The organism is Pseudomonas sp. B21-010 (genome assembly GCF_024749325.1).
Taxonomy (GTDB): Bacteria; Pseudomonadota; Gammaproteobacteria; order Pseudomonadales; family Pseudomonadaceae; genus Aquipseudomonas; species Aquipseudomonas kilonensis.
The window spans coordinates 4,149,655-4,168,760 of sequence record NZ_CP087198.1; the positions used below are offsets into that span (position 1 = coordinate 4,149,655).

The following is a 19,106-nucleotide window of genomic DNA, read 5'->3' on the forward strand; positions in this document are numbered from 1 at the left end:
CGATGAAGCTACTGATTACCGGCGCGACAGGCTACATCGGACAACGCTTGTCAGCCCTCGCGGCGGCCAGCGGACACGAAGTCATGTGCGCCACGCGCCAGCCGTGCCCCGCCACCTATGCCTGGCTCCCTTATGACCTGCGGGGCCCGGCGCCCAAGTGCCCGGCGGGCACCCAGGTGTTGATCCATTTGGCGGCCGACACATCGACAGCTGCCACCGGCACAGACGACGAAGTCAAGGCGGCCCAGGCGCTGATCCATTGCGCCCAACAAGGCTCGGCCAGGTTCATCTTCATCTCCAGTCAAACCGCCGAGGCCACGGCTCCTGGCGCTTATGGCCGGACCAAGTGGCGTATCGAGCAGCACGTGCTGGCCGCCGGGGGCACCGTGATCCGTCCCGGCCAAGTGTATGGTGGCCCCGAACGCGGGCTCTTTGGCTTGTTGTCAGGGTTGGTGCGCCGAAGCCCGTTTATTCCGATCCTGATGCCGGCACCAGGCGTGCAACCTATTCATGTCGACGACTTGGCAGCCTCGATATTAGCGGTCGTCGAACGGAATGACATTCACGCCGAGATCCTCAATCTGGGCGCCGTGAAACCGATTGCCTTTGGCCGCTTCCTGATGTCGATTGCGGAGCACCGGGTGCGTGCCGCTCGTCTGCCAGTCCCTCTGCCGGTGGCATTGCTCAGGCTATTACGCCTGTCACTCGGACGATCCTTGAGCGCGAAATTGGGCCTGGAGCGGATTTTTTCCCTCATCCACCTGCCGCCCATTGACAGCGCGCGGTCCCTGCAAAAACTCGGCATCCAGTTGCGCCCCCTTGCCCACGGCATGCATCGATCCGGCCATGGGCAACGTCGCGGGCTTCTGCAAGAAGCCGCGGGCCTCTTGCACTACCTGCTCAAACGCCCGCCGCAAAGAAGCCTGGTCAGTCGTTACGCCAGGGCATTGGAACGTGCGGGTAAAACCCGACCCATCATTCATTCACGCTTGCTGATGCGCTGGCCGATACTCCTGGCGCTCCTGGACAATCCCGGTGTCCTGCACAAGCCCGACGGCCAGGAACTGGCCTGGCGCCTGCAGGTTGCACTCGGTATTGCCGAAGCCAGCCCCCAGGGCGCGCAGGTGTTTCTCGGCGCCCAACAGCCGCGCAGCCTGGTCGCCACGCTGGTTGCGCTGGGACTCACCTCGGTCAAAGCGCTGGCGTGGAAGATAGCGGCGCTGTTAGGCCGCCCCTTTGCCCGCCAGTTGTTGCGTGGAAGTGAAGCCCACCGTGAAGCCTGAATTTGATGTGATCATTGTCGGCAGCGGCCCGGCCGGGACTTCGGCAGCCTATCCGCTGGTCAAGGCGGGCCTGAAAGTCCTGATGGTCGATGCCCAGGCCGATACAGGCTCAGCGACGCCGCCGACGCGTCCATTTCTCAGCGCCAGGGCAAACGATGAGCATCATTGGAAATGGATGATCGGCGAAAACTTCCACGCCTTGAACCAACTGGACGCGGTATCGCCCAAGCTGAAGACGCCGACCCACGCCCACGTCTTCGAGGGATTCAGCATCCGCAACCGCATCGAGACCGACAACTTTATCGGCATCGGTTCACTGGCCACCGGAGGCCTGTCCAATGCCTGGGGCTGCGGCGTGGCAACGCTCGGGGCCAGCGACTTTACCGGGCTGCCCATCGAATATTCCGAGATGCAGGCGTCCTATGAAACGGTAACTCGCCGGATCGGTATCAGTGGCCGGATCGACGATGACCTCTCAAGCTACTTCGGCCTCGATGAGTGGTCGCAACCGCCCCTGCCATTGGACACACTGCACCAGCGCCTGCTCGATCACTACACCCGGCGCCGACCGGCGTTTCCCGAACAGGGGTTTCGCCTTGGCCGCTCCAGGGTCGCCGTCTTGAGCCAGCCGCTGGACGAGCGCAAGGCTTGCGACCTGTCTGGGAACTGCTTGTGGGGCTGTCAGAACCAGGCCTTGTATAGCGCCTCGCAAGAACTGCAAAAACTCAAGCAATACCCAGGGTTCCAGCACGTCCAGGACTTCCTCGTGGAGGACCTGCAGAAACTGGACGGTGCATGGGCGATCACCGACCATCGCTCCGCCCGGCGCTTCTGCGGTACGCGCCTGCTGCTGGCGGCGGGGACCCTGGCCACGACCCGGCTCGCCCTCAAGGGCCTGAACCATACGGCTCCGATCCCACTGCTGTCATCACCGACGGCCGCTTTCCTGCTATGGCTGCCGAAAATGCTCGGAACCCCAAGGGTGTCGACATTCGGCCTGGGCCAGCTATCGTTCGCCCTGGAGCTGACGGCCAGCGCCACGGCGTTCGGTTCGACGTTCAGTACCACAGGCTTGCCGATGACCGAGTTTGTCAGCCGGATCCCCATGAGCAAACGCTACAGCATCGAACTGCTGAAAAACCTGCTCAGCGCTTGCCTCGTCGGGAACATCTTCCTTCCCGGGCACCTGTCCAACAACACCGCGGTCTTGCGCCCCGACGGTTCGTTGCGCATCGAAGGCCAAGTGCATCCCGAGCTCCCCGGGCTCATGAAAACTGCCGAGGCAACGCTGCGCCGGATCTATTGGAAAATGGGCGCACTGTTGATGCCCATGAGCTTCACCGTCGGCAGACCGGGGGCGGATATCCATTATGCGGGGACCCTGCCCATGCACTCGACGCCCCGGATCGGGCAGACCGATCGCCTTGGCGAAGTCGCGGGCCTTGGCGGTGTGCATATTGTCGATGGCGCCTGCCTGCCCAGCCTTACCGAGAAATCCCACACGCTGACTCTCATGGCCAACGCGGACCGGATAGCACGCTCGCTCGTAACAACGATAGGAAATCACAAGGCATGACCCGCAAGGTACTCTGCATCGTCGGTACGCGTCCGGAGGCCATCAAAATGGCCCCCGTGATCAAGGCGCTCCAGGCCGAAAAGAATATCGTTTGTCGGGTGCTAGCTACCGCCCAGCACCGAGGCTTGCTGGACCAGGTGCTTGAGGGGTTCGCAATCACTGCCGACCTGGACCTGGACATCATGCGCCCCAACCAGTCATTGGCGGCGCTGACCTCACGCTTGCTGCTTGGACTCGACGGCGTACTGCAAGCCGAGAAACCGGATGTCGTGCTGGCCCAAGGCGACACGACCACGGTCATGAGTGCTGCGCTGGCGTGTTTCTACCTGCAGATTCCCTTTGGCCATGTCGAAGCAGGCCTGCGTACCGGGGACCTGCGCACTCCGTTCCCCGAAGAAGCCAACCGGGTGATCACCGGCAAGCTGACCCGCTGGCATTTCGCGCCTACCCAGCAGGCCGTGGACAGCTTGCTGCGCGAGGGTGTCGCCACCAGCGATATCACCCTGACCGGCAATACCGTGATCGATGCCTTGCTGATGACTGCCGCACAAGACTCAGCCCTGACTGTCCCACTGGACGCCAGCAAACGCCTGGTGCTGGTGACCGCCCATCGCCGGGAAAATTTCGGCGAACCGTTCCAGAATATCTGCCAGGCACTCAAGCACCTGGCCGAGCGGAACCCGGACATCCAGATCCTCTATCCCGTCCATCCCAACCCGAACGTCAAGGATGTCGCGCACCAACTGCTTGGGCGGACCCCGAACATCATCCTCTGCGCACCGCTGGATTACGCGCCGTTTATCGCGGCAATGAAGCGCTCGTACCTGATCATCAGTGACTCCGGGGGCGTGCAGGAAGAAGCCCCGGCCCTGGGCAAACCGGTGCTGGTCCTTCGAGAGGAAACCGAACGCCCGGAGGCGGTCGACCTCGGCGTGGTCAAGCTGGTCGGCGCCAACCGGGACACCATCGTCGAAGCAGCACAGCGGCTGCTCGATGATCCGCAGGCTTATCAGGCCATGGCACGTGGGGTTTCCCCCTATGGCGACGGCAAGGCCGCCGCGCGCATCGTCGACGTTTTAAGGCAGCACTTCCAGTCATGCGCATGATCTACCTGTCCCCGGTGCCATGGGCCAGCTTCAGCCAGCGCCCCCATCACTTCATCAACTGGTATCACCACCAGACCGGGGCGCCAGTACTCTGGATCGATCCGTACCCAACGCGTTTACCCACGCTGAACGATTTCAAGCGCAAGCCGCCTGTTGCCGATCAGCAAAGCGTCGCCGTTCCACCCTGGTTGCAGGTCTGCAAACCCCGGAGCTTACCCATCGAGCCCATTCCGGGCTCGGCAATAATCCTCAAGCGACTGTGGCGCAACCTGTTAAAAGAGGCTGCGGCATTTTCCGCGGAAGGCCCATGCATGATCTGTGTCGGAAAACCTTCCGAACTGGCCCTGCAACTGCTCGCCCTCATCCCTGGAAGCCATGCCGTCTACGATGCCATGGATGATTTCCCGGCCTTTTATCAGGGCCTGTCACGCAGGTCCATGGAACGCCGCCAGGCCCAGCTCATTCGACGGGTCGCCAAAGTACTGGCGTCCTCCAGCGCCCTTCGCGACAAACTCCTGGGCACAACCGACCAGGTAGAACTGGCCCTCAATGCCTGTGACATGCACGCACTGGCGCCGGTCGAAAGCCTGGACTTCGGTGCCAAACAACAGGTACTCGGCTACGTTGGCACGCTGGGGCGTTGGTTCGATTGGGAGCTGGTCATCGCGCTGGCGCAGGCCAATCCTGGAAACCAGATCCGGCTGATCGGCCCCCTCTTCACACCGCCGCCTTGCGTATTGCCCGCCAACATCGAGCTGCTACCCGAATGCTCCCACGCCGGTGCAATCGCGGCCATGGCAACGTTTTCGGTGGGTTTGATCCCGTTCAAGCTCAACCGCCTGACCGCTTCGGTCGATCCGATCAAATACTACGAATACCGCGCCCTCGGCCTGCCCGTCATCTCCACTCGCTTCGGTGAAATGGCCCTGCGCGACCGGGAACCAGGGGTCTGGATCGTGGATGAAGGCACCGATCTGGGTAAAACCGCCATGCAAGCACTCGCCAGCCAAAGCGACCGCTCGACTGTTCATCAATTTCGTCAGGCGCACCTTTGGGCTCAGCGTTTTTCTGCGATCAATCTCAAAAACGGCAAATAACGGCCGATACCCAGGATAAGACCCCGCGACTGGGGCGCAGGACAGAACGGTAGGTCAGTCATGACAGAGATTTATTTGCTGATAGCGCACGGCACGGACCAGGGCGAAGCTTACGTCCTGGGCTGGTTCGATGACCGGAGCAAAGCCCGGGAAGTGGCCGAGCAGAAAGAATGGGAAACGTACCGCGCCAGCCTGAAGGAGAAACATCCATGGTCCAGCCACAAACCGCTGGCACCGGACCAGACGGACTATCGCCGCTACTGGATCAAGACCATTTCAAAATTCGAGCATGTGCCGGTGCCAAGGTCCTTTGCGGTTCATTGATCACCACGCATGAATATTCAACGAAACGAGCGTTATCGGTAGCGGTCTAGACGATTAAGCCCATCCGATGAGAGCGTTTTTATGTTGAAATTCCTTGGCGGTACCGTAGGCATCATCTTCCTGATTGGCCTGATCGTGGTGATTGCGCTGTTCAAGTTCATTTTTTGAGCGTGGCGGCGGCGATCATTGGCTTGGTGTTCCACCTCCCTGGAGAGCAGATCGCAATAACATGACAATCACAGGGACGGATAAGGCTGACTGGGAGCCGCTGCAGCTTGAATGGCATCAAGGTTTCGCCTTCGTCGACGGCATGCTGCTGGGCGACGGGCGCGTGCCTGATGTGTACATCATGCTCAACCCTCAAGGCGCACGACCCGGCGAGTTAGCACAATCTGCCAGCGCTGGGCTCTATCCGCCCTCGCCCTTGCTTGCCGATCAGCCGGTTTGGCGACATCGACGCAACCCTTGGGTCTTGCGCGACGCTCTGCGCGATTACTACCTGCTTCCGACCTACCGGGAACGCCATGGCTACCACGCGCTGCAGGCCCTGCCGTTTCGTTTCGACAACGGCCTGGAAAGCCTCGGCCACCAGTACTGGCGTGACGCAACCGGCGCCTATTGGTTCGGCGACTACGCGATCAGCCGAATTCCCGAGGCACGGCACGACAGCCTGGCCCTGTTGCCAGCGTCACCAGCCTCGGTGACTTCAGCGTCCGCCCTGTTCAGCGACGGGGTGAATATCTTTTTGCAGGGGCATTTTATCGCCAGCGCCACGGTGCGGGTGCGGTATTGCAACCACCCGTCCTATCGAGTGATCGACGGTCAGGTCTACAAGGGCTTCAAGCCCCTGCACCAGAAGGACGGCACGCCGCTGCCGATCGCAACCCCGTACGACTTCCAGATGCTCGCCCATCGCTGGGGCACAGATGGGCAGTCGATCATCGTGCAAGCGCAGCAAGGTTCGAGCATTTCCTATGAATACTTCTATCGCATCGACAATGCCGACCTGGCGACCTTCACCGTGCTTAACGAACGCTACGCCAAAGACCGCCACCGCGCCTATTACCTGACTGGCAAGAGCATTCGCTACGTTGGCGATTTCCACCTGCTCAAATGCTCGCAGCCAGTGTTTGATGAGTGCGGCCGCGTGGTCAGTGCCAGCGAATACGAGGATGACTATTTTGCCGTGGACGACACGTTCGTCTACGCCGCCGGGACCCGCTTGCGTGAAGCCCATGGTCCGAGTTTTCGCCACTTGGGGTTCGACTATTACCGTGATCACCAGCACGTCTACAGGCGCCAGAAACGCCTTGATGTCGATGCGCAAAGCTTCGTAGTGACCCAGCTCTATCGCAATGACCAGGATTACTCGCCCGTGCTGGTCGGTGACAAGCACGGCCCGCTGGGCTCCGGCGGCATCATCGATGCGGCCATGCAAGAAGCGTGGGCTCCTTACTTCGAAGCCCATCCGCAGTTGGAGGGTTATTGGTGGCACCGTTTGCAGGCACAGTCGAAAACCGCGCAAACGCAGGTAGAAACGCAGCCGTTGCAGGCCATCGGTCTCGGTTTCGAACGGGGCGACCAGGTGTATTTCCATGGACGCGTGATCAACGGGCTGGACGCGGCGAGTTTCAAATTGCTGGACACACACCTGTGCGGCGACGCCCAGGGTTTGTATCTGATCCCGTTTCATAACGCCGAATCCGAGGTGCCTGAACGTTTTTCCCAGGAGCCCGCGGAGCATTTCCGCTCACTGGGTGCGCCCTACCTGACTGACGGTAAGACGGTGTTCTGTCACCGGGTTTTTTACCACCCCCCGGAGCCGATTCGTAAGGCGCAAGCGGCCACGTTCGAGTCCTGCGGTCATGGTTGGGCCAAGGATCGGGATGCGGTGTATTACTACGGCGAGGCGAAAAAACGCCTACACCCCTCGGACACCCGCATTCTCGGCACCTATGCCATCAGCCCTAGCCTGATTCTCTCGGAAGGCAAGCCGCTGGAGGTGGCATTCGACCCTGATGAAGTCCGCGTGCCCCATCCCGACTTCCTGCAACTGGGCACGCGCAAGTTGTTCTGCCACCGACGCCCGCTGAGCGCCAAGCGGATCGACTTGACCACGCTCGAATTCCTGGATGAGCGCTATGCCCGTGACCAACATTGCATCTATCACTACGACGGTTATGCAACCCTGACCGAGGTCGACGAAGCGCATTATCGGGAATCCCTCGGCCAGCCGTCGACGAACACCTAGAACTCCGTCACGACCGTAACGCCTGCCGTGTCAAACCGATCCATGTTCATGAGCGCATCAATCGATTGTTCCAGGCTGATGGTCTTGCCGACCAGTTTTTCAGGCGCCAGCTTGCCGGACGTGATCATCTCCATCATCGCGCCGTAACGGTGAGCCTGCATGCCATGGCTGCCACAGATCTCCAGCTCGTAGGCAATGACCTTGCTCATGGGGATTGCCGGCGTGCTGTGGTCCGCCAGCATCAAACCGACCTGGACGTGCCTGCCGCGCCGTCTCAGATTATTGATGGAGTTGAAGCAGGTCGTAGGATGGCCCAGGGCATCCAGCGAAACATGAGCGCCGCCCTTCGTAATCTCGAGCACCGCCTCGGTGACATCCGCCACCCGGCTTGCGTTGACCGTCGCGACGGCACCAAGCGACTGGGCAAGCTTGAGCTTATCGTCGCAGATATCGATGGCGATAACGTTCGCCCCGATAGCGTGGGCGATCATCACCGCGGACAACCCCACCCCGCCACAGCCATGAACCGCCACCCATTGGCCCGCCGAGACCTTGCCTTGATCGACAACCGCGCGAAACGAGGTGACGAAGCGACAGCCCAGGCTCGCCGCCGTGGCGAAATCCATGTTTTCAGGCAGCGCGACCAGGTTCAAATCCGCCTTGTGGATCCCCACATACTCGGCGAAAGACCCCCAATGGGTGAAGCCCGGCTGAAACTGGCTGTGGCACACCTGCTGGTTGCCGCTATTGCATTCCGGGCACGCCCCACAGCCACCGACAAAAGGCACGGTGATGCGATCGCCCACCTTCCACCGGCTGACATCCCTCCCCACCTCCGCCACGATCCCCGCCAATTCGTGACCGGGCACGTGGGGCAGTTGAATGTCAGGATCATGACCTTTCCAGCCATGCCAGTCGCTTCGGCACACGCCTGTGCCAAGGACCTGAACCACCACACCGTGACGCTCGGGGGTCGGGTCTTCGACGGTCATCAAACGAGGGGGTTGGGAAAAGGCTTCGTAAACTACGGCTTTCATGAGGATCCCTCTACTTTGGAAAAGCGCTATGGCTGAAACCGGGTTCGCGGACAGGCCTGGTCGCAAACCAACGCCAACAGTAACCACAAACTCCCTGACACGTAAAAATCTCTGTCGCTTAGAGGTTGCAGCTGTACTGGTATTCGAAGGGGAAGAATACTGTATCGACCACCGACGCTTTCGCTAAAAACGAGTCACCCCTTCCAAGCCACCAACATAGCCACCGCAGCCTAGTGGGTGCACTTACGCTCCACGCTCCATGCCGGGCGCGCAAAACGTGGACTTGAAGAAGATGCGCAATGTATAAGTCGGCTTTTTTACAACCACGGAAGGGATCAACAAACGATGCACAAACAACTTTTAATGGCTGCAATGTCACTGACTTCTTACTGTACCTCTGCAGCAGCCGACTCCTATTCGGACCTTAACACCCCCGACAAATCGGGTTACATGTGGGGGAAGGTCTATCAGCATACAAAAGCAGCGTGCGGCACCTTGCCCGAAGATCTCGAAGACGACTATGCGAAAGCAATCCGACTCCTTTCGGAGGCCAGTCCTGAGTTTGGCCCAACCTATCAAGATGGCCTGAAACCCAGCACAAAGAAGGATCCTTTGAGGTCAGCCGAGGAACTGGAGGATTTATGCGTAAAAGGTCAGGTAGGCCTTAGAACCCAGGTGAAGCTCGCACGATACTGGTTTTCTGCAAAATGGTAGGCGGGCGGGCAGACCGTCGGCCAGCCATGCCAGTCGATTCGGCATACGCCCGTGCCTAGGACCTGAACAACCACGCCATATGGCTCTCTGCCACCCATTTCAGCGTCCACACTTTCAATCGGACGGTGTATTCACTACATTGAGCGTAACCCTGCTCTGTCGACACGGACCGTCATGACTACCCTAACCCCGATCAGCCCTGCCATTCCCATCCAGTTCCCGACTCGTTCTGCCGTCGCGGCATCACCTGCAACAGTGATAGAGAGCACTGATGTCTTGCCAGCTCGACCAGCGGCAATCGTAAGCCTGGGCAACCCCGTGGCCGATGTCGAAGCGCAGACCTATTCCCGACTCGGGCAACTGCCCGGCCAGGAGACTGTCCGTGTCTGGGAAAAGGCAGGTCAGGACGCTGTCACTAACATCATGGGGACCAATCCCAAATCGCTGTCGATCGCCAACCGCTTCCACGGCCTGGGTGCAGCCTTGGTGGAGCAGTTCGCCAAGAGTGGTTCGAGCCTTTCCCAGTCAGTGCTCCATACCACCCCGGACAAGGCTCACAACGCCGCCGAGATAAAATCCGAACAGGCGCTGCTGCACAATAAAGCCGACAACCTGATCAGCCTCAGCATCAAGACCGCCAGTGGCAAGACGGTTACCTTCAGCCTAACCAGCCAGGACGATGGACTTGGCGTTCAGGCTACGGTGGACGGGGGCCCGCTGAGCGAGGACGAACTCAAGGCGATTGGTGTGCTTGGCAGTGCCTTTCAGGCCGCTGTCGACGGGTTGACGGCCGAGCCTCCCAAGCTCGACCTGGGCAAGCTGACGCAGTTCGACTCCAGCGTATTGGCATCCATTGACCTGAACGCCAAGCTCAAGGGCGTGGACGGTGAGGACCTGATCCTTGCCTACCGCGCCGACAGCCAGAGCCGCACCACGCAAATGAGTGGTCCGGATGGCGAATTGAACCTGAGCGTGGATCTGAAAAACAGCGCAATCCTGGGCGATGCCAAGCAGCAGGCCAACGCCCTGAACAGCTACCTCGCCCAGTTTGATCGGGTGCAGGAGCGTGGCAGCGCCAAGGCCGCCCTGATGGAGATGTTCAAGGACGCCTTCAGCGCCATGAACAGCCACTATCCACAGGGCGCTACCCCGTCACAGCCACTGACCCGTAACGCGACGGACAAAGGCCTGCTGACTGGGCTGGCAGACTTCGAGGCGTCCATCAAACAAACCAACGACGCGTCCAACCCGATGCGCCCATCCGAAGTCGATAGCTTTGCCTATACCCTGTCGCAGAAAACTGTCGTTGCAGGTTCCATAATGAGCAATCGCAGCGTCGATCAAGTCCAGCAATCGAGTTTATCGGCCAGTTATCACAAGAGCCTGAAGGGCGGGAAAGCACCCGCGCTAGGCACAACTAGCGACTCGCAGAACTATCTCTACGTAGAAGTGAATGACAAGGCCAGCAGCTCGGCCAGCCTTGCCTACAAAGACGGCCGACTGACCAGGGCTTCTGTCACGCAAAACGCCAGCCAGGACACCCGGACACAGCAGTACGTCATGGGCAAAATGGTTGAAGAGACCGTGGTGCCAAAGGAAGCTTCAACCAGCCGCAGTCACTTGGTATTGCTGGAATACGCCGCCAAGGAAAGCAAGAAATCCCAGGAGGCACAAGAACAATCCATGTTGAAGGAAGCGCTCGCCACCCTCCACGGTTCGGTGATGTTGCAGGAAAACCCTTCGGCGCTGGCGCGTTGAACACAATGCAGCCGCCAAACGGTCTGCTAAACAGGCACATCGCGAACAAATCGCATCAAGCTGGGCATGATGTAGGCCGCATCCTGGCCGACACCTCTAAGTGTCGCTGAAGCAAAATTCCGTTGTTTCGGCAGACCGACAAAATACAGCCCAGGCACGTGCTCAGCCTGCCCGTTACGATGAGCCCAATATTCATTGCCTGGGCATTCCAACCCGCTCAAAAATTTCAGGTTCGGGCGAAATCCTGTAGCAAACACCAAACTATCAACCTCAGTGTGCTGCCCATCAGACCAGATCACACCGGTTGGTGTTATCGCCTCGAACATCGGCTTACGCTCGAAAAACTTCTGCTTAAGGGCTCGACGATAGATGCCGTCATCGAGCACCGGCGTACTTTGATCGCTCAACCAGCGGGTCTTTTCCAACCCTGACCACTTCAGCCAAGTGTGAAAATCCAGACCGAGTATCTTCTGCGGAAAAAACCGAATGGGCTCCCTGCTTGCCAGCACGACGTTGCTCACATGGGCCAGTTCATAAGCAATTTGAACAGCCGAGTTTGCAGCACCGACCACAACCACTCGCTGCCCACCAAAGCCATCGGCATTTCGATATTCCGCGCTGTGCAAACTGCGCCCAAGAAAGCCCTGAAGCCCTTGAATATCGGGAATGAAAGGCTGATTGAATCCTCCCGTGCAGACGATCAGCGCCTTGGAGAAAAAGTTTTCCCCACCGTCCGTTTGAAGCTGAAACAGCCCGTGTTCTCTGTGTACATGCTGTACGCGGGTGTACTGACGAATTGGCAATTTGAATGCCTTTGCATAGTCTTCCAGATAGCGCACGACCTCATCACGAAGCGGGTAATGATCAGGTTCTGCCGGGAAGCGCATGCCTGGCAATGACGAGTAAGCCGCTGGAGAGAAAAGCTTCAGACTGTCGTAGTAGTTGCACCAATTCCCTCCCGGAGACCGCTCAGCATCCAGAATCAGGAACCTGAGGTTGTGCTGCTGCAAGTGCCAACCGCACGCTAATCCTGCCTGGCCAGCGCCAATCACGACGACATCCAGGACTTCATTCGTTACATTCATATATGCACACTCATGCACACTACAAGACAAAAAATATCAGGGCGTACCTGGGCAACAGAACGGGGCCAGGCTTTTCATATGCTCAAGAATGGCTTCGAGGCGTGCCACCACCGCCGGACCATCCACCTCGTAGAACATCTGCCTACTGACCTTGGTGCCGCGGACGATACCTGCCTCTAACAGCACTTGCAGATGTCGGGAAACAACTGAACGCTCCTGGGGCAATCCTTGCGCAATCTCGGCGATATCGGCGCGCCCCAGTTGCATCACGCGCTTGAGCACAGCGACACGCGAAGGCTCGCAAAGCGCCTTGAAGAAAGCGCCATCGAGCGACTCGATGGCGGCGTCAATTGCGCGGGTTCGGTGAAGGATTCGATCAGTCATGCAACCGACTATATGTGCATGCTTGTGCACACGTCAATACTCTGCAATGACATGCCCTCCCCGCCGGGCAGTGCGCTCTCTGGAAGGCCTACAGCCTAGGGAGCAAGATGTCCGTACCCGGCTGCACGGGTGAAGTCGGCCAGATGCCAAATATCACCGTTCGCCCCCCAAGTGCCATCAACCACATCCTGGATCTGTATTGAGGTCAGCAACTGGCGCTGATCCTCCGTTGTCAGGCTCGATTGTATTGCGCAATGCAATTCACGTACGTAGCGCTGACGCATCGGTGCATCAAGAACGCCGGCAGGCACCTTGACGATGACAATGCATGGAACGGCCCTGGCATGAGGAGCAACGCCTCCGCACAGCCATTCATCGGCCTGAATTTCCTCAATGAGCACCCAGCACAAAGCACGCTGCTGAGGGGCATCGCCCATGTGTTCATTAAGCATTGCCACGTTGCTCACGCTTCGAAGCAGCTGTTGGCGCTGTGGCTGATTGAAAGCGCCCGTAGGCACCTTGATCAAGATGTTTGGCATGGCGAAACCTCACTGTTAACTGGAAGCGTCATTGGGCCAGTTATCTCTCCACTCCATAAGTGACCGATTCGCCTTCTTTCGGGCATAATCGGACAATGTACGATTTCACTGTTCTAGTCTTTCCCGGGTCGTTCGCCTCAAGCGTCGCGGCCACCCTGGACATCCTTGGCACCGCCGCGACACTTGCGCAGCGCCAAGGCCTTGCCGTGCCACGCTGGCGAGTTTGCGGGCCGCAGCCAGGGCTGATTACGCTAGGGCAAGGCATGCAACTGTTGGTCGACGAACTGACGACAGACGTCGAGGACAACTCCTGCTGGGTCATTCCGGGCCTTGGCATCAGCGACTTCGACGCGCTGCTGCAGCGTCTTGAGCAAGACTGGGTACTGCAGACACTGCCAGCGCTGAGGGCACATGTGAATGAAGGCAAGGAGATTGCCGCCTCGTGCTCGGCGGTCTTTCTCCTGCATGCCGCAGGATTACTGGACGGTCGAAAGGTAACGACCTCCTGGTGGCTCGCCCCTTGGCTGTCGAGCATTGCGCCGGACTGCATCGTCGACCCCAACGTCATGGTGCTTTGCGACCCACCCTTGACGACCGCTGGCGCAGCCTTCGCGCAAACTGACCTGATGCTGCACCTGCTGCGCAGACGCCTGTCGCCGACGCTCGCCGACTATGTGGGCAAGGCTCTTCTACTCGACGGCCGACAGTTGCAATCCCCATTCATCAACCCAGCGATCATGGCCCGGGGCAATACACTGGTCGCCAACCTCACCGCTTACATAGAAGCCTGCCTGCCCCACCCTCCCAGCGTTCCGAGCCTTGCAGCGTACGTCGGCATGTCTGAGCGAACGCTGTCCCGGCACCTTCGAAAAGCAACCGGCCTTTCAACCCAATATTTGATCCAGCGTGTGCAGCTGAACAGGGCCCGCGTGCTACTGGAAACCAGCAGACACTCCGTTGAATCTATCGCCGAGCAGGTGGGGTACCAGGATGCCACGGCCCTACGGCGACTTATGCGCCGCCTGTTGAACGCATCCCCAAGACAACTGCGCCAGTAGCTCAAATGAGTACCGCACGAAGCGCATCTACCTCCGCGAGCCTCTGACCAACGTGCTGGAGCTGGACTGTCCTGCCTCCACGCCGCGACCGCCAGCCTGCGCGCCGTTGAAGAGCGAGAGCAGCCGCACAGTCTGATGACGAGCCCTAGTCCAAACTGACCTCAATGTCTTCTGGGAATACGAGCTTTCCATACCAGCCGTGCCCGGCCGTAAGAATGGCCGTTTTTATTGGCGCTCGCTGCAATCGAATGCCTACAAGTGCTTACCAAGAGCCAATTACTGGCGCTGGTAGGCGAACATGTGCTGTACGTAATCAGCTTTCCCGAGAGGTACACCGTTATGACGAAGGATGTTGTACGCCGTGACTAGATGAAAATAGAACTGTGGCGTGACCCAGTTAACCGCGTATTCACTGCCGGTCATATCGAACGTTATGCCATTTGGTAGCGCGATAGCGATTTGTCGCTCTGCACCTTCATCCACCTGGGCACGGTCCACCGAAGCAAGAACCGCCAGAGTACGCTCGATCAGTGCCTTCGCTGCAGCCAAGTTTTCGGGGGGAGCGAGCGATTGCAACGGCTGCTGTGTAAGCCGCTGGACCGCCTCCTGCGCCTGAGTACAAGCATACTGAACTTGTCGGGCTAGATTGTGCATATCCGGTGCAAGCCGAGCTTCAAGCAGAATCTGCGAGTCATAGCCGCGTTCACGAGCGCAAGTCTCGCCCTTAGACAAAAGAGACGATAGAGATCGCAGCATCTGTGCGAAACAGGGGATGGTAACTGAGTAGACCGACATATCTTTTCCCTAAGTAGTCATTCAAAGCGGGCACAAGCGACCAGCCTTTCTTCCGTCCAGCGGGCTGAATGCTAGCAGATTGCTGCACTTCATCCGCCAACAGCAGCGTCCTCTTCCCCGACACCACCCGAATGCACTCTCCTCCGCGCCCAACGGCGACCAGCGGAAAGGGTCGCGAGCCCTACCCGATGACGAGGGAAGAGCAATCGATCCTCTTCGGGGAATTGCCGGCGCACCTGCAGACAATGGACTTGTTCAAGGTGAACACAGGTTGCCGCGAGCAAGAAGTCTGCAAGTTGAGATGGGATTGGGAGATTCCGGTGCCGGGACTTGGCACCAGCGTGTTCCTGATTCCGTCAGACTTCGGCGGCAGGAACGAGCGGTCGGGTGTGAAAAACGGTGATGAGAGATTGGTCGTGCTCAACAGCGTGGCGAAGTCGAGCCCGGCCTGAGCAAGGAATGGGTTTTTCCTTACAACGGCAACGCAATGCATGGGATGAATGACTCGGCCTTGAAAAAAGCGCGGGTGAGAGCGGCGAAACTCTGGCAGGAGGAAAACCTTCGCCCCGCTCACCCTGGGTATGCACCCATCAGGATCCATGATCCTCAAACACACGTTTGGCCGTCGGCTACGCGCAGCAGGCGTCACCGAGGAAGATCGTAAAGCTCTTTGAGGCCACAAGAACGGCAGCATCACCAGTCATTACTCGGGCGCCGAGCTCGGGCATCTGATCGAGGCTGCGAATATGGTATCAGCAACCGATTCGCGTGGACCGGTACTGACAACTTTGAAGAGGAAGCAGGCGTGAAAAATCTAGGAGTCACGCAAAAGTCACGCACATGAAAAAGGCCAATGCTGTGAACATTGGCCTAAGTCATTGAAGAATATGGTCGGGACGGAGTGATTCGAACACTCGACCCCTAGCACCCCATGCTAGTGCGCTACCGGACTGCGCTACGCCCCGACTAGGCGTGAATCTTGTTCCGCTTCTCAACGGAACGCTCAGGAATATATCGCAAGCTTTTGAAAACTGGAAGTATTTAAAAGCAGAAATTTATTTCTTGAGCACCACCAGTACATCTTCGAGCTCGGCGATCATCTGGCGGATCATCTGTTTGTACTGGGTTGTATCGTCTTTGGCCTCATCACCGGAGAGGCGCAGACGCGCGCCGCCGATGGTGAACCCCTGGTCATAGAGCAGCGCGCGGATCTGCCGGATCATCAGCACGTCTTGTCGCTGATAATACCGACGGTTTCCGCGGCGCTTGACCGGGTTGAGTTGAGGAAACTCCTGCTCCCAATAGCGCAGCACGTGCGGTTTTACCGCACACAGCTCGCTAACTTCACCAATGGTGAAGTAGCGTTTGCCCGGGATGACGGGTAGTTCGTCGTTATGACTTGGTTCCAGCATAAGCCTCAACTCGGGCCTTCAACTTCTGCCCTGGACGAAAGGTGACCACACGGCGAGCCGTGATCGGGATTTCTTCTCCCGTTTTCGGATTGCGGCCAGGCCGCTGGCGTTTGTCCCGCAGGTCAAAATTGCCGAAACCGGACAATTTGACCTGTTCGTTGTCTTCCAGAGCGTGCCTGATTTCTTCGAAAAACAGTTCGACCAATTCTTTGGCCTCCCGTTTATTCAGGCCCAGCTCCTCATACAGACGTTCCGCCATCTCAGCTTTCGTCAGAGCCCCCATACGTCACTTCCTTAACGTGGCGTTCAACCTGGTTTCGAGCGAGGTGAGGATATTCTGCGTTGCGGTATTCACCTCATCGTCATTAAGAGTGCGCGATGGATGCTGCCAGGTCAAGCCAACTGCAAGGCTTTTTCTATGCGGATCAATGCCTTTACCCTGATACACGTCAAATAGCCTGAGGTCCGTCAGCCATTCGCCTGCATTTTCACGAATTACCTCCAGCACGGCGCTGGAAGCAACGTCACGGTCGGCCAGCAACGCAAGGTCACGACGCACTTCAGGAAAGCGCGATAACTCCTGGAATTTCGGCATTTTCCCCAGTGCCACTTCAGCCAGAACCAGCTCGAAAACGAAGACCGGACGATCAAGGCCCAGGGTTTTCGACAGTTCAGGGTGAATGGCACCGACATAGCCGACTTCACGCCCGTCTCGCTCGATGCGTGCGGTCTGCCCCGGGTGCAGCGCCGGGTGCTTGCCAGGGGCGAAAGTGAATGCGTCGAGCGCGCCGGCGAAGCCCAGCACCGCTTCGACGTCAGCCTTGACGTCGAAGAAATCGACGACATCGCGACCTTGCGCCCAGCCTTCCGGCAAACGGCTGCCACAGACGACACCGGCCAGCATAGGCTCTTGCTTCAAGCCATCCAGCTGACCGACAAAACGCAGGCCGCTTTCGAACAGCCGCACGCGATCCTGCTGGCGGTTCAGGTTGTGCTGGAGCGATTTGACCAGGCCCGGCCACAGGGACGAGCGCATGGCAGCCATGTCGTTGGAAATCGGGTTGGCCAGCAACAGCGGCTCGACACCCGGACTGAACAGCTCGAACTGGCGTGGATCGATGAAGCTGTAGGTGATCGCTTCCTGATACCCACGGGCCACCAGCAGGCGGCGCAGTTCTGGCAGGTCGCTGCGGGCTTCAGCCTTGGCCTGTGGGGCCAGGCGTGCTTGCGGGTAGCGAACCGGCAGGCGGTTGTAGCCGTACAAGCGGGCCAGCTCTTCGATCAGGTCGACTTCCAGGCTGATATCGAAGCGATGGCTTGGCACTTCGACGTGCCACTGCCCTGCCCCATCGGCGCGGATGTTCAGGCCCAGGGCGCTGAGCAGGCGTTCGACTTCGACCGGGTCCATTTCCATGCCCAGCATCTGGGTGATGCGCTGGGCACGCAGGGTGACCGGGGCAATCTTGGGCAGGTGCTGTTCGCTGACGGTCTCGATGATCGGGCCGGCTTCGCCACCGGTGATGTCCAGCAGCAGGGCTGTGGCGCGCTCCATGGCTTCACGGGCCAGTTGCCAGTCCACGCCACGCTCGTAACGGTGCGAGGCGTCGGTGTGCAGGCCATAGGAGCGGGCCTTGCCAGCGACGGCGATCTGGTCGAAGAACGCGCTCTCCAGGAATACATCGCGGGTCGTGGCGGATACGCCACTGTGCTCGCCGCCCATCACGCCGGCAATCGCCAGGGCGCGAGCGTGGTCGGCAATCACCAGGGTGTCGCTGCGCAGGGTCACTTCCTGGCCGTCGAGCAGTACCAGTTTCTCACCCTCTTCGGCCATGCGCACGCGGATGCCACCGTTGATTTCGGCGAGATCAAACGCATGCAGCGGCTGACCCAGCTCCAGCATCACATAGTTGGTGATGTCGACAGCGGCGTCGATGCTGCGCACGTCGGCGCGACGCAGGCGCTCGACCATCCACAGCGGCGTCGGCTTGGACAGGTCGACGTTACGGATCACACGGCCCAGGTAACGCGGGCACGCGGCCGGCGCGAGGACTTCAATCGAACGCACTTCGTCGTGCACGGCCGGCACGCTCGCAACCACGGGACGCGTCACGGGAGCGGCATACAACGCGCCGACTTCACGGGCCAGGCCGGCCAGGGACAGGCAGTCGCCACGGTTCGGCGTCAGGTCGACCTCGATGCTCGCATCGTCCAGGCCCAGGTATTCACGGATGTCCTGGCCCACCGGCGCATCTGCCGGGAGCTCCATCAGGCCATCGTTGCCTTCGCCAATCTGCAGTTCTGCCTGGGAGCACAACATGCCGTTGGACTCGACGCCGCGCAGCTTGGCTTTCTTGATCTTGAAGTCGCCCGGCAGTTCGGCACCGATCATGGCGAACGGGATCTTCAAGCCCGGGCGCACGTTGGGCGCGCCGCAGACGACCTGGAAGGTTTCCGCGCCATTGCTGACCTGGCAAACCCGCAGTTTGTCAGCGTCCGGGTGTTGCTCGGTGCCCAGCACCTCGCCCACGACCACACCGCTGAAATCACCGGCGGCCGGCGTTACGCTGTCGACCTCAAGGCCGGCCATCGACAGGCGAGCAACCAGCTCGTCCCGACTTACCTGCGGGCTTACCCAGCCGCGCAGCCATTGTTCACTGAATTTCATCCTGCTCTCCTATTAGATTCGT

Annotated in this window: 17 protein-coding genes, 1 tRNA gene and 1 pseudogene; 10 read left to right on the forward strand and 9 right to left on the reverse strand. The window is 59.3% G+C overall.

From position 1 onward, the window contains the following. The first annotated feature begins 2 nt into the window (after positions 1–2). The 6 genes from LOY50_RS18200 to LOY50_RS18225 all read left to right on the forward strand — a co-directional run bounded on the left by LOY50_RS18200 (position 3) and on the right by LOY50_RS18225 (position 7,637). Positions 3–1,283, forward strand: a complete 1,281-nt coding sequence (locus LOY50_RS18200) for an NAD(P)-dependent oxidoreductase (RefSeq protein ID WP_258688785.1) — start codon at positions 3–5, stop codon at positions 1,281–1,283. After that, a complete protein-coding gene (locus LOY50_RS18205; protein ID WP_258688786.1) occupies positions 1,273–2,859 on the forward strand; it encodes an FAD-dependent oxidoreductase in 1,587 nt (528 codons plus the stop codon). The genes LOY50_RS18200 and LOY50_RS18205 overlap by 11 nt, the downstream gene beginning before the upstream one ends. Then, positions 2,856–3,965, forward strand: coding sequence for a non-hydrolyzing UDP-N-acetylglucosamine 2-epimerase (gene wecB / locus LOY50_RS18210; RefSeq protein ID WP_258688787.1), 1,110 nt, complete (start codon positions 2,856–2,858; stop codon positions 3,963–3,965). Before LOY50_RS18205 ends, wecB begins: the two co-directional genes overlap by 4 nt. Next, positions 3,956–5,062 carry a glycosyl transferase gene (locus LOY50_RS18215; protein WP_258688788.1) on the forward strand — a complete coding sequence of 369 codons (1,107 nt, stop codon included), beginning with the start codon at positions 3,956–3,958 and terminating at the stop codon, positions 5,060–5,062. The genes wecB and LOY50_RS18215 overlap by 10 nt, the downstream gene beginning before the upstream one ends. Positions 5,063–5,122: 60 nt before the next feature. Beyond that, positions 5,123–5,386 (forward strand): hypothetical protein, encoded by a 264-nt coding sequence (locus LOY50_RS18220; protein WP_258688790.1) that lies wholly within the window; start codon positions 5,123–5,125, stop codon positions 5,384–5,386. A gap of 229 nt (positions 5,387–5,615) precedes the next feature. Further along, positions 5,616–7,637 carry a DKNYY domain-containing protein gene (locus LOY50_RS18225; protein ID WP_258688791.1) on the forward strand — a complete coding sequence of 674 codons (2,022 nt, stop codon included), beginning with the start codon at positions 5,616–5,618 and terminating at the stop codon, positions 7,635–7,637. On the opposite strand, the gene LOY50_RS18230 is transcribed toward LOY50_RS18225, so the two are convergent. Next, positions 7,634–8,674, reverse strand: coding sequence for a zinc-dependent alcohol dehydrogenase family protein (locus tag LOY50_RS18230; RefSeq protein ID WP_258688792.1), 1,041 nt, complete (start codon positions 8,672–8,674; stop codon positions 7,634–7,636). The two genes, LOY50_RS18225 and LOY50_RS18230, sit on opposite strands and share 4 nt — an antisense overlap. A 345-nt stretch (positions 8,675–9,019) precedes the next feature. Between LOY50_RS18230 and LOY50_RS18235 the strand changes: the two genes are divergently transcribed. Both LOY50_RS18235 and LOY50_RS18240 read left to right on the forward strand, forming a co-directional pair. Beyond that, positions 9,020–9,388: a hypothetical protein gene (locus tag LOY50_RS18235; protein WP_258688793.1), complete on the forward strand. Its 369-nt coding sequence runs from the start codon at positions 9,020–9,022 to the stop codon at positions 9,386–9,388. A 318-nt stretch (positions 9,389–9,706) separates the two neighbouring features. Then, positions 9,707–11,146 carry a lactate dehydrogenase gene (locus tag LOY50_RS18240; protein WP_258691254.1) on the forward strand — a complete coding sequence of 480 codons (1,440 nt, stop codon included), beginning with the start codon at positions 9,707–9,709 and terminating at the stop codon, positions 11,144–11,146. A gap of 26 nt (positions 11,147–11,172) precedes the next feature. Here LOY50_RS18240 and LOY50_RS18245 read toward each other — a convergent pair whose 3' ends face one another. The 3 genes from LOY50_RS18245 to LOY50_RS18255 form a co-directional block, all read right to left on the reverse strand. After that, positions 11,173–12,231 (reverse strand): NAD(P)/FAD-dependent oxidoreductase, encoded by a 1,059-nt coding sequence (locus LOY50_RS18245; protein ID WP_258688794.1) that lies wholly within the window; start codon positions 12,229–12,231, stop codon positions 11,173–11,175. Between the two features lie 36 nt (positions 12,232–12,267). After that, positions 12,268–12,615 (reverse strand): helix-turn-helix transcriptional regulator, encoded by a 348-nt coding sequence (locus LOY50_RS18250; protein WP_253476331.1) that lies wholly within the window; start codon positions 12,613–12,615, stop codon positions 12,268–12,270. A 95-nt stretch (positions 12,616–12,710) separates the two neighbouring features. Then, positions 12,711–13,154, reverse strand: coding sequence for a tautomerase family protein (locus LOY50_RS18255; protein WP_258688795.1), 444 nt, complete (start codon positions 13,152–13,154; stop codon positions 12,711–12,713). Between the two features lie 95 nt (positions 13,155–13,249). Between LOY50_RS18255 and LOY50_RS18260 the strand changes: the two genes are divergently transcribed. Further along, on the forward strand, positions 13,250–14,212 hold the full coding sequence (locus LOY50_RS18260) for a GlxA family transcriptional regulator (RefSeq protein WP_253476343.1): 963 nt from the start codon (positions 13,250–13,252) through the stop codon (positions 14,210–14,212). A gap of 276 nt (positions 14,213–14,488) precedes the next feature. Here LOY50_RS18260 and LOY50_RS18265 read toward each other — a convergent pair whose 3' ends face one another. Continuing rightward, complete coding sequence (locus LOY50_RS18265; RefSeq protein WP_077507575.1) at positions 14,489–15,007, reverse strand: DUF1993 family protein; 519 nt, start codon at positions 15,005–15,007, stop codon at positions 14,489–14,491. A 173-nt stretch (positions 15,008–15,180) separates the two neighbouring features. On the opposite strand from LOY50_RS18265, the pseudogene LOY50_RS18270 reads away from it, so the two are divergent. Continuing rightward, positions 15,181–15,816 (forward strand): annotated as a pseudogene (locus LOY50_RS18270) (tyrosine-type recombinase/integrase); the annotation flags it as partial. Between the two features lie 79 nt (positions 15,817–15,895). On the opposite strand, the gene LOY50_RS18275 reads toward LOY50_RS18270, so the two are convergent. The 4 genes from LOY50_RS18275 to pheT all read right to left on the reverse strand — a co-directional run bounded on the left by LOY50_RS18275 (position 15,896) and on the right by pheT (position 19,084). Continuing rightward, a tRNA-Pro gene (locus LOY50_RS18275) sits at positions 15,896–15,972 on the reverse strand. 90 nt (positions 15,973–16,062) lie between these two features. Further along, positions 16,063–16,419, reverse strand: a complete 357-nt coding sequence (locus LOY50_RS18280) for a MerR family transcriptional regulator (protein ID WP_003179985.1) — start codon at positions 16,417–16,419, stop codon at positions 16,063–16,065. Beyond that, complete coding sequence (ihfA, locus tag LOY50_RS18285) at positions 16,400–16,702, reverse strand: integration host factor subunit alpha (protein WP_002553164.1); 303 nt, start codon at positions 16,700–16,702, stop codon at positions 16,400–16,402. Before ihfA ends, LOY50_RS18280 begins: the two co-directional genes overlap by 20 nt. A 3-nt stretch (positions 16,703–16,705) precedes the next feature. Continuing rightward, positions 16,706–19,084: a phenylalanine--tRNA ligase subunit beta gene (gene pheT / locus LOY50_RS18290; RefSeq protein WP_258688796.1), complete on the reverse strand. Its 2,379-nt coding sequence runs from the start codon at positions 19,082–19,084 to the stop codon at positions 16,706–16,708. Positions 19,085–19,106: the final 22 nt, after the last annotated feature.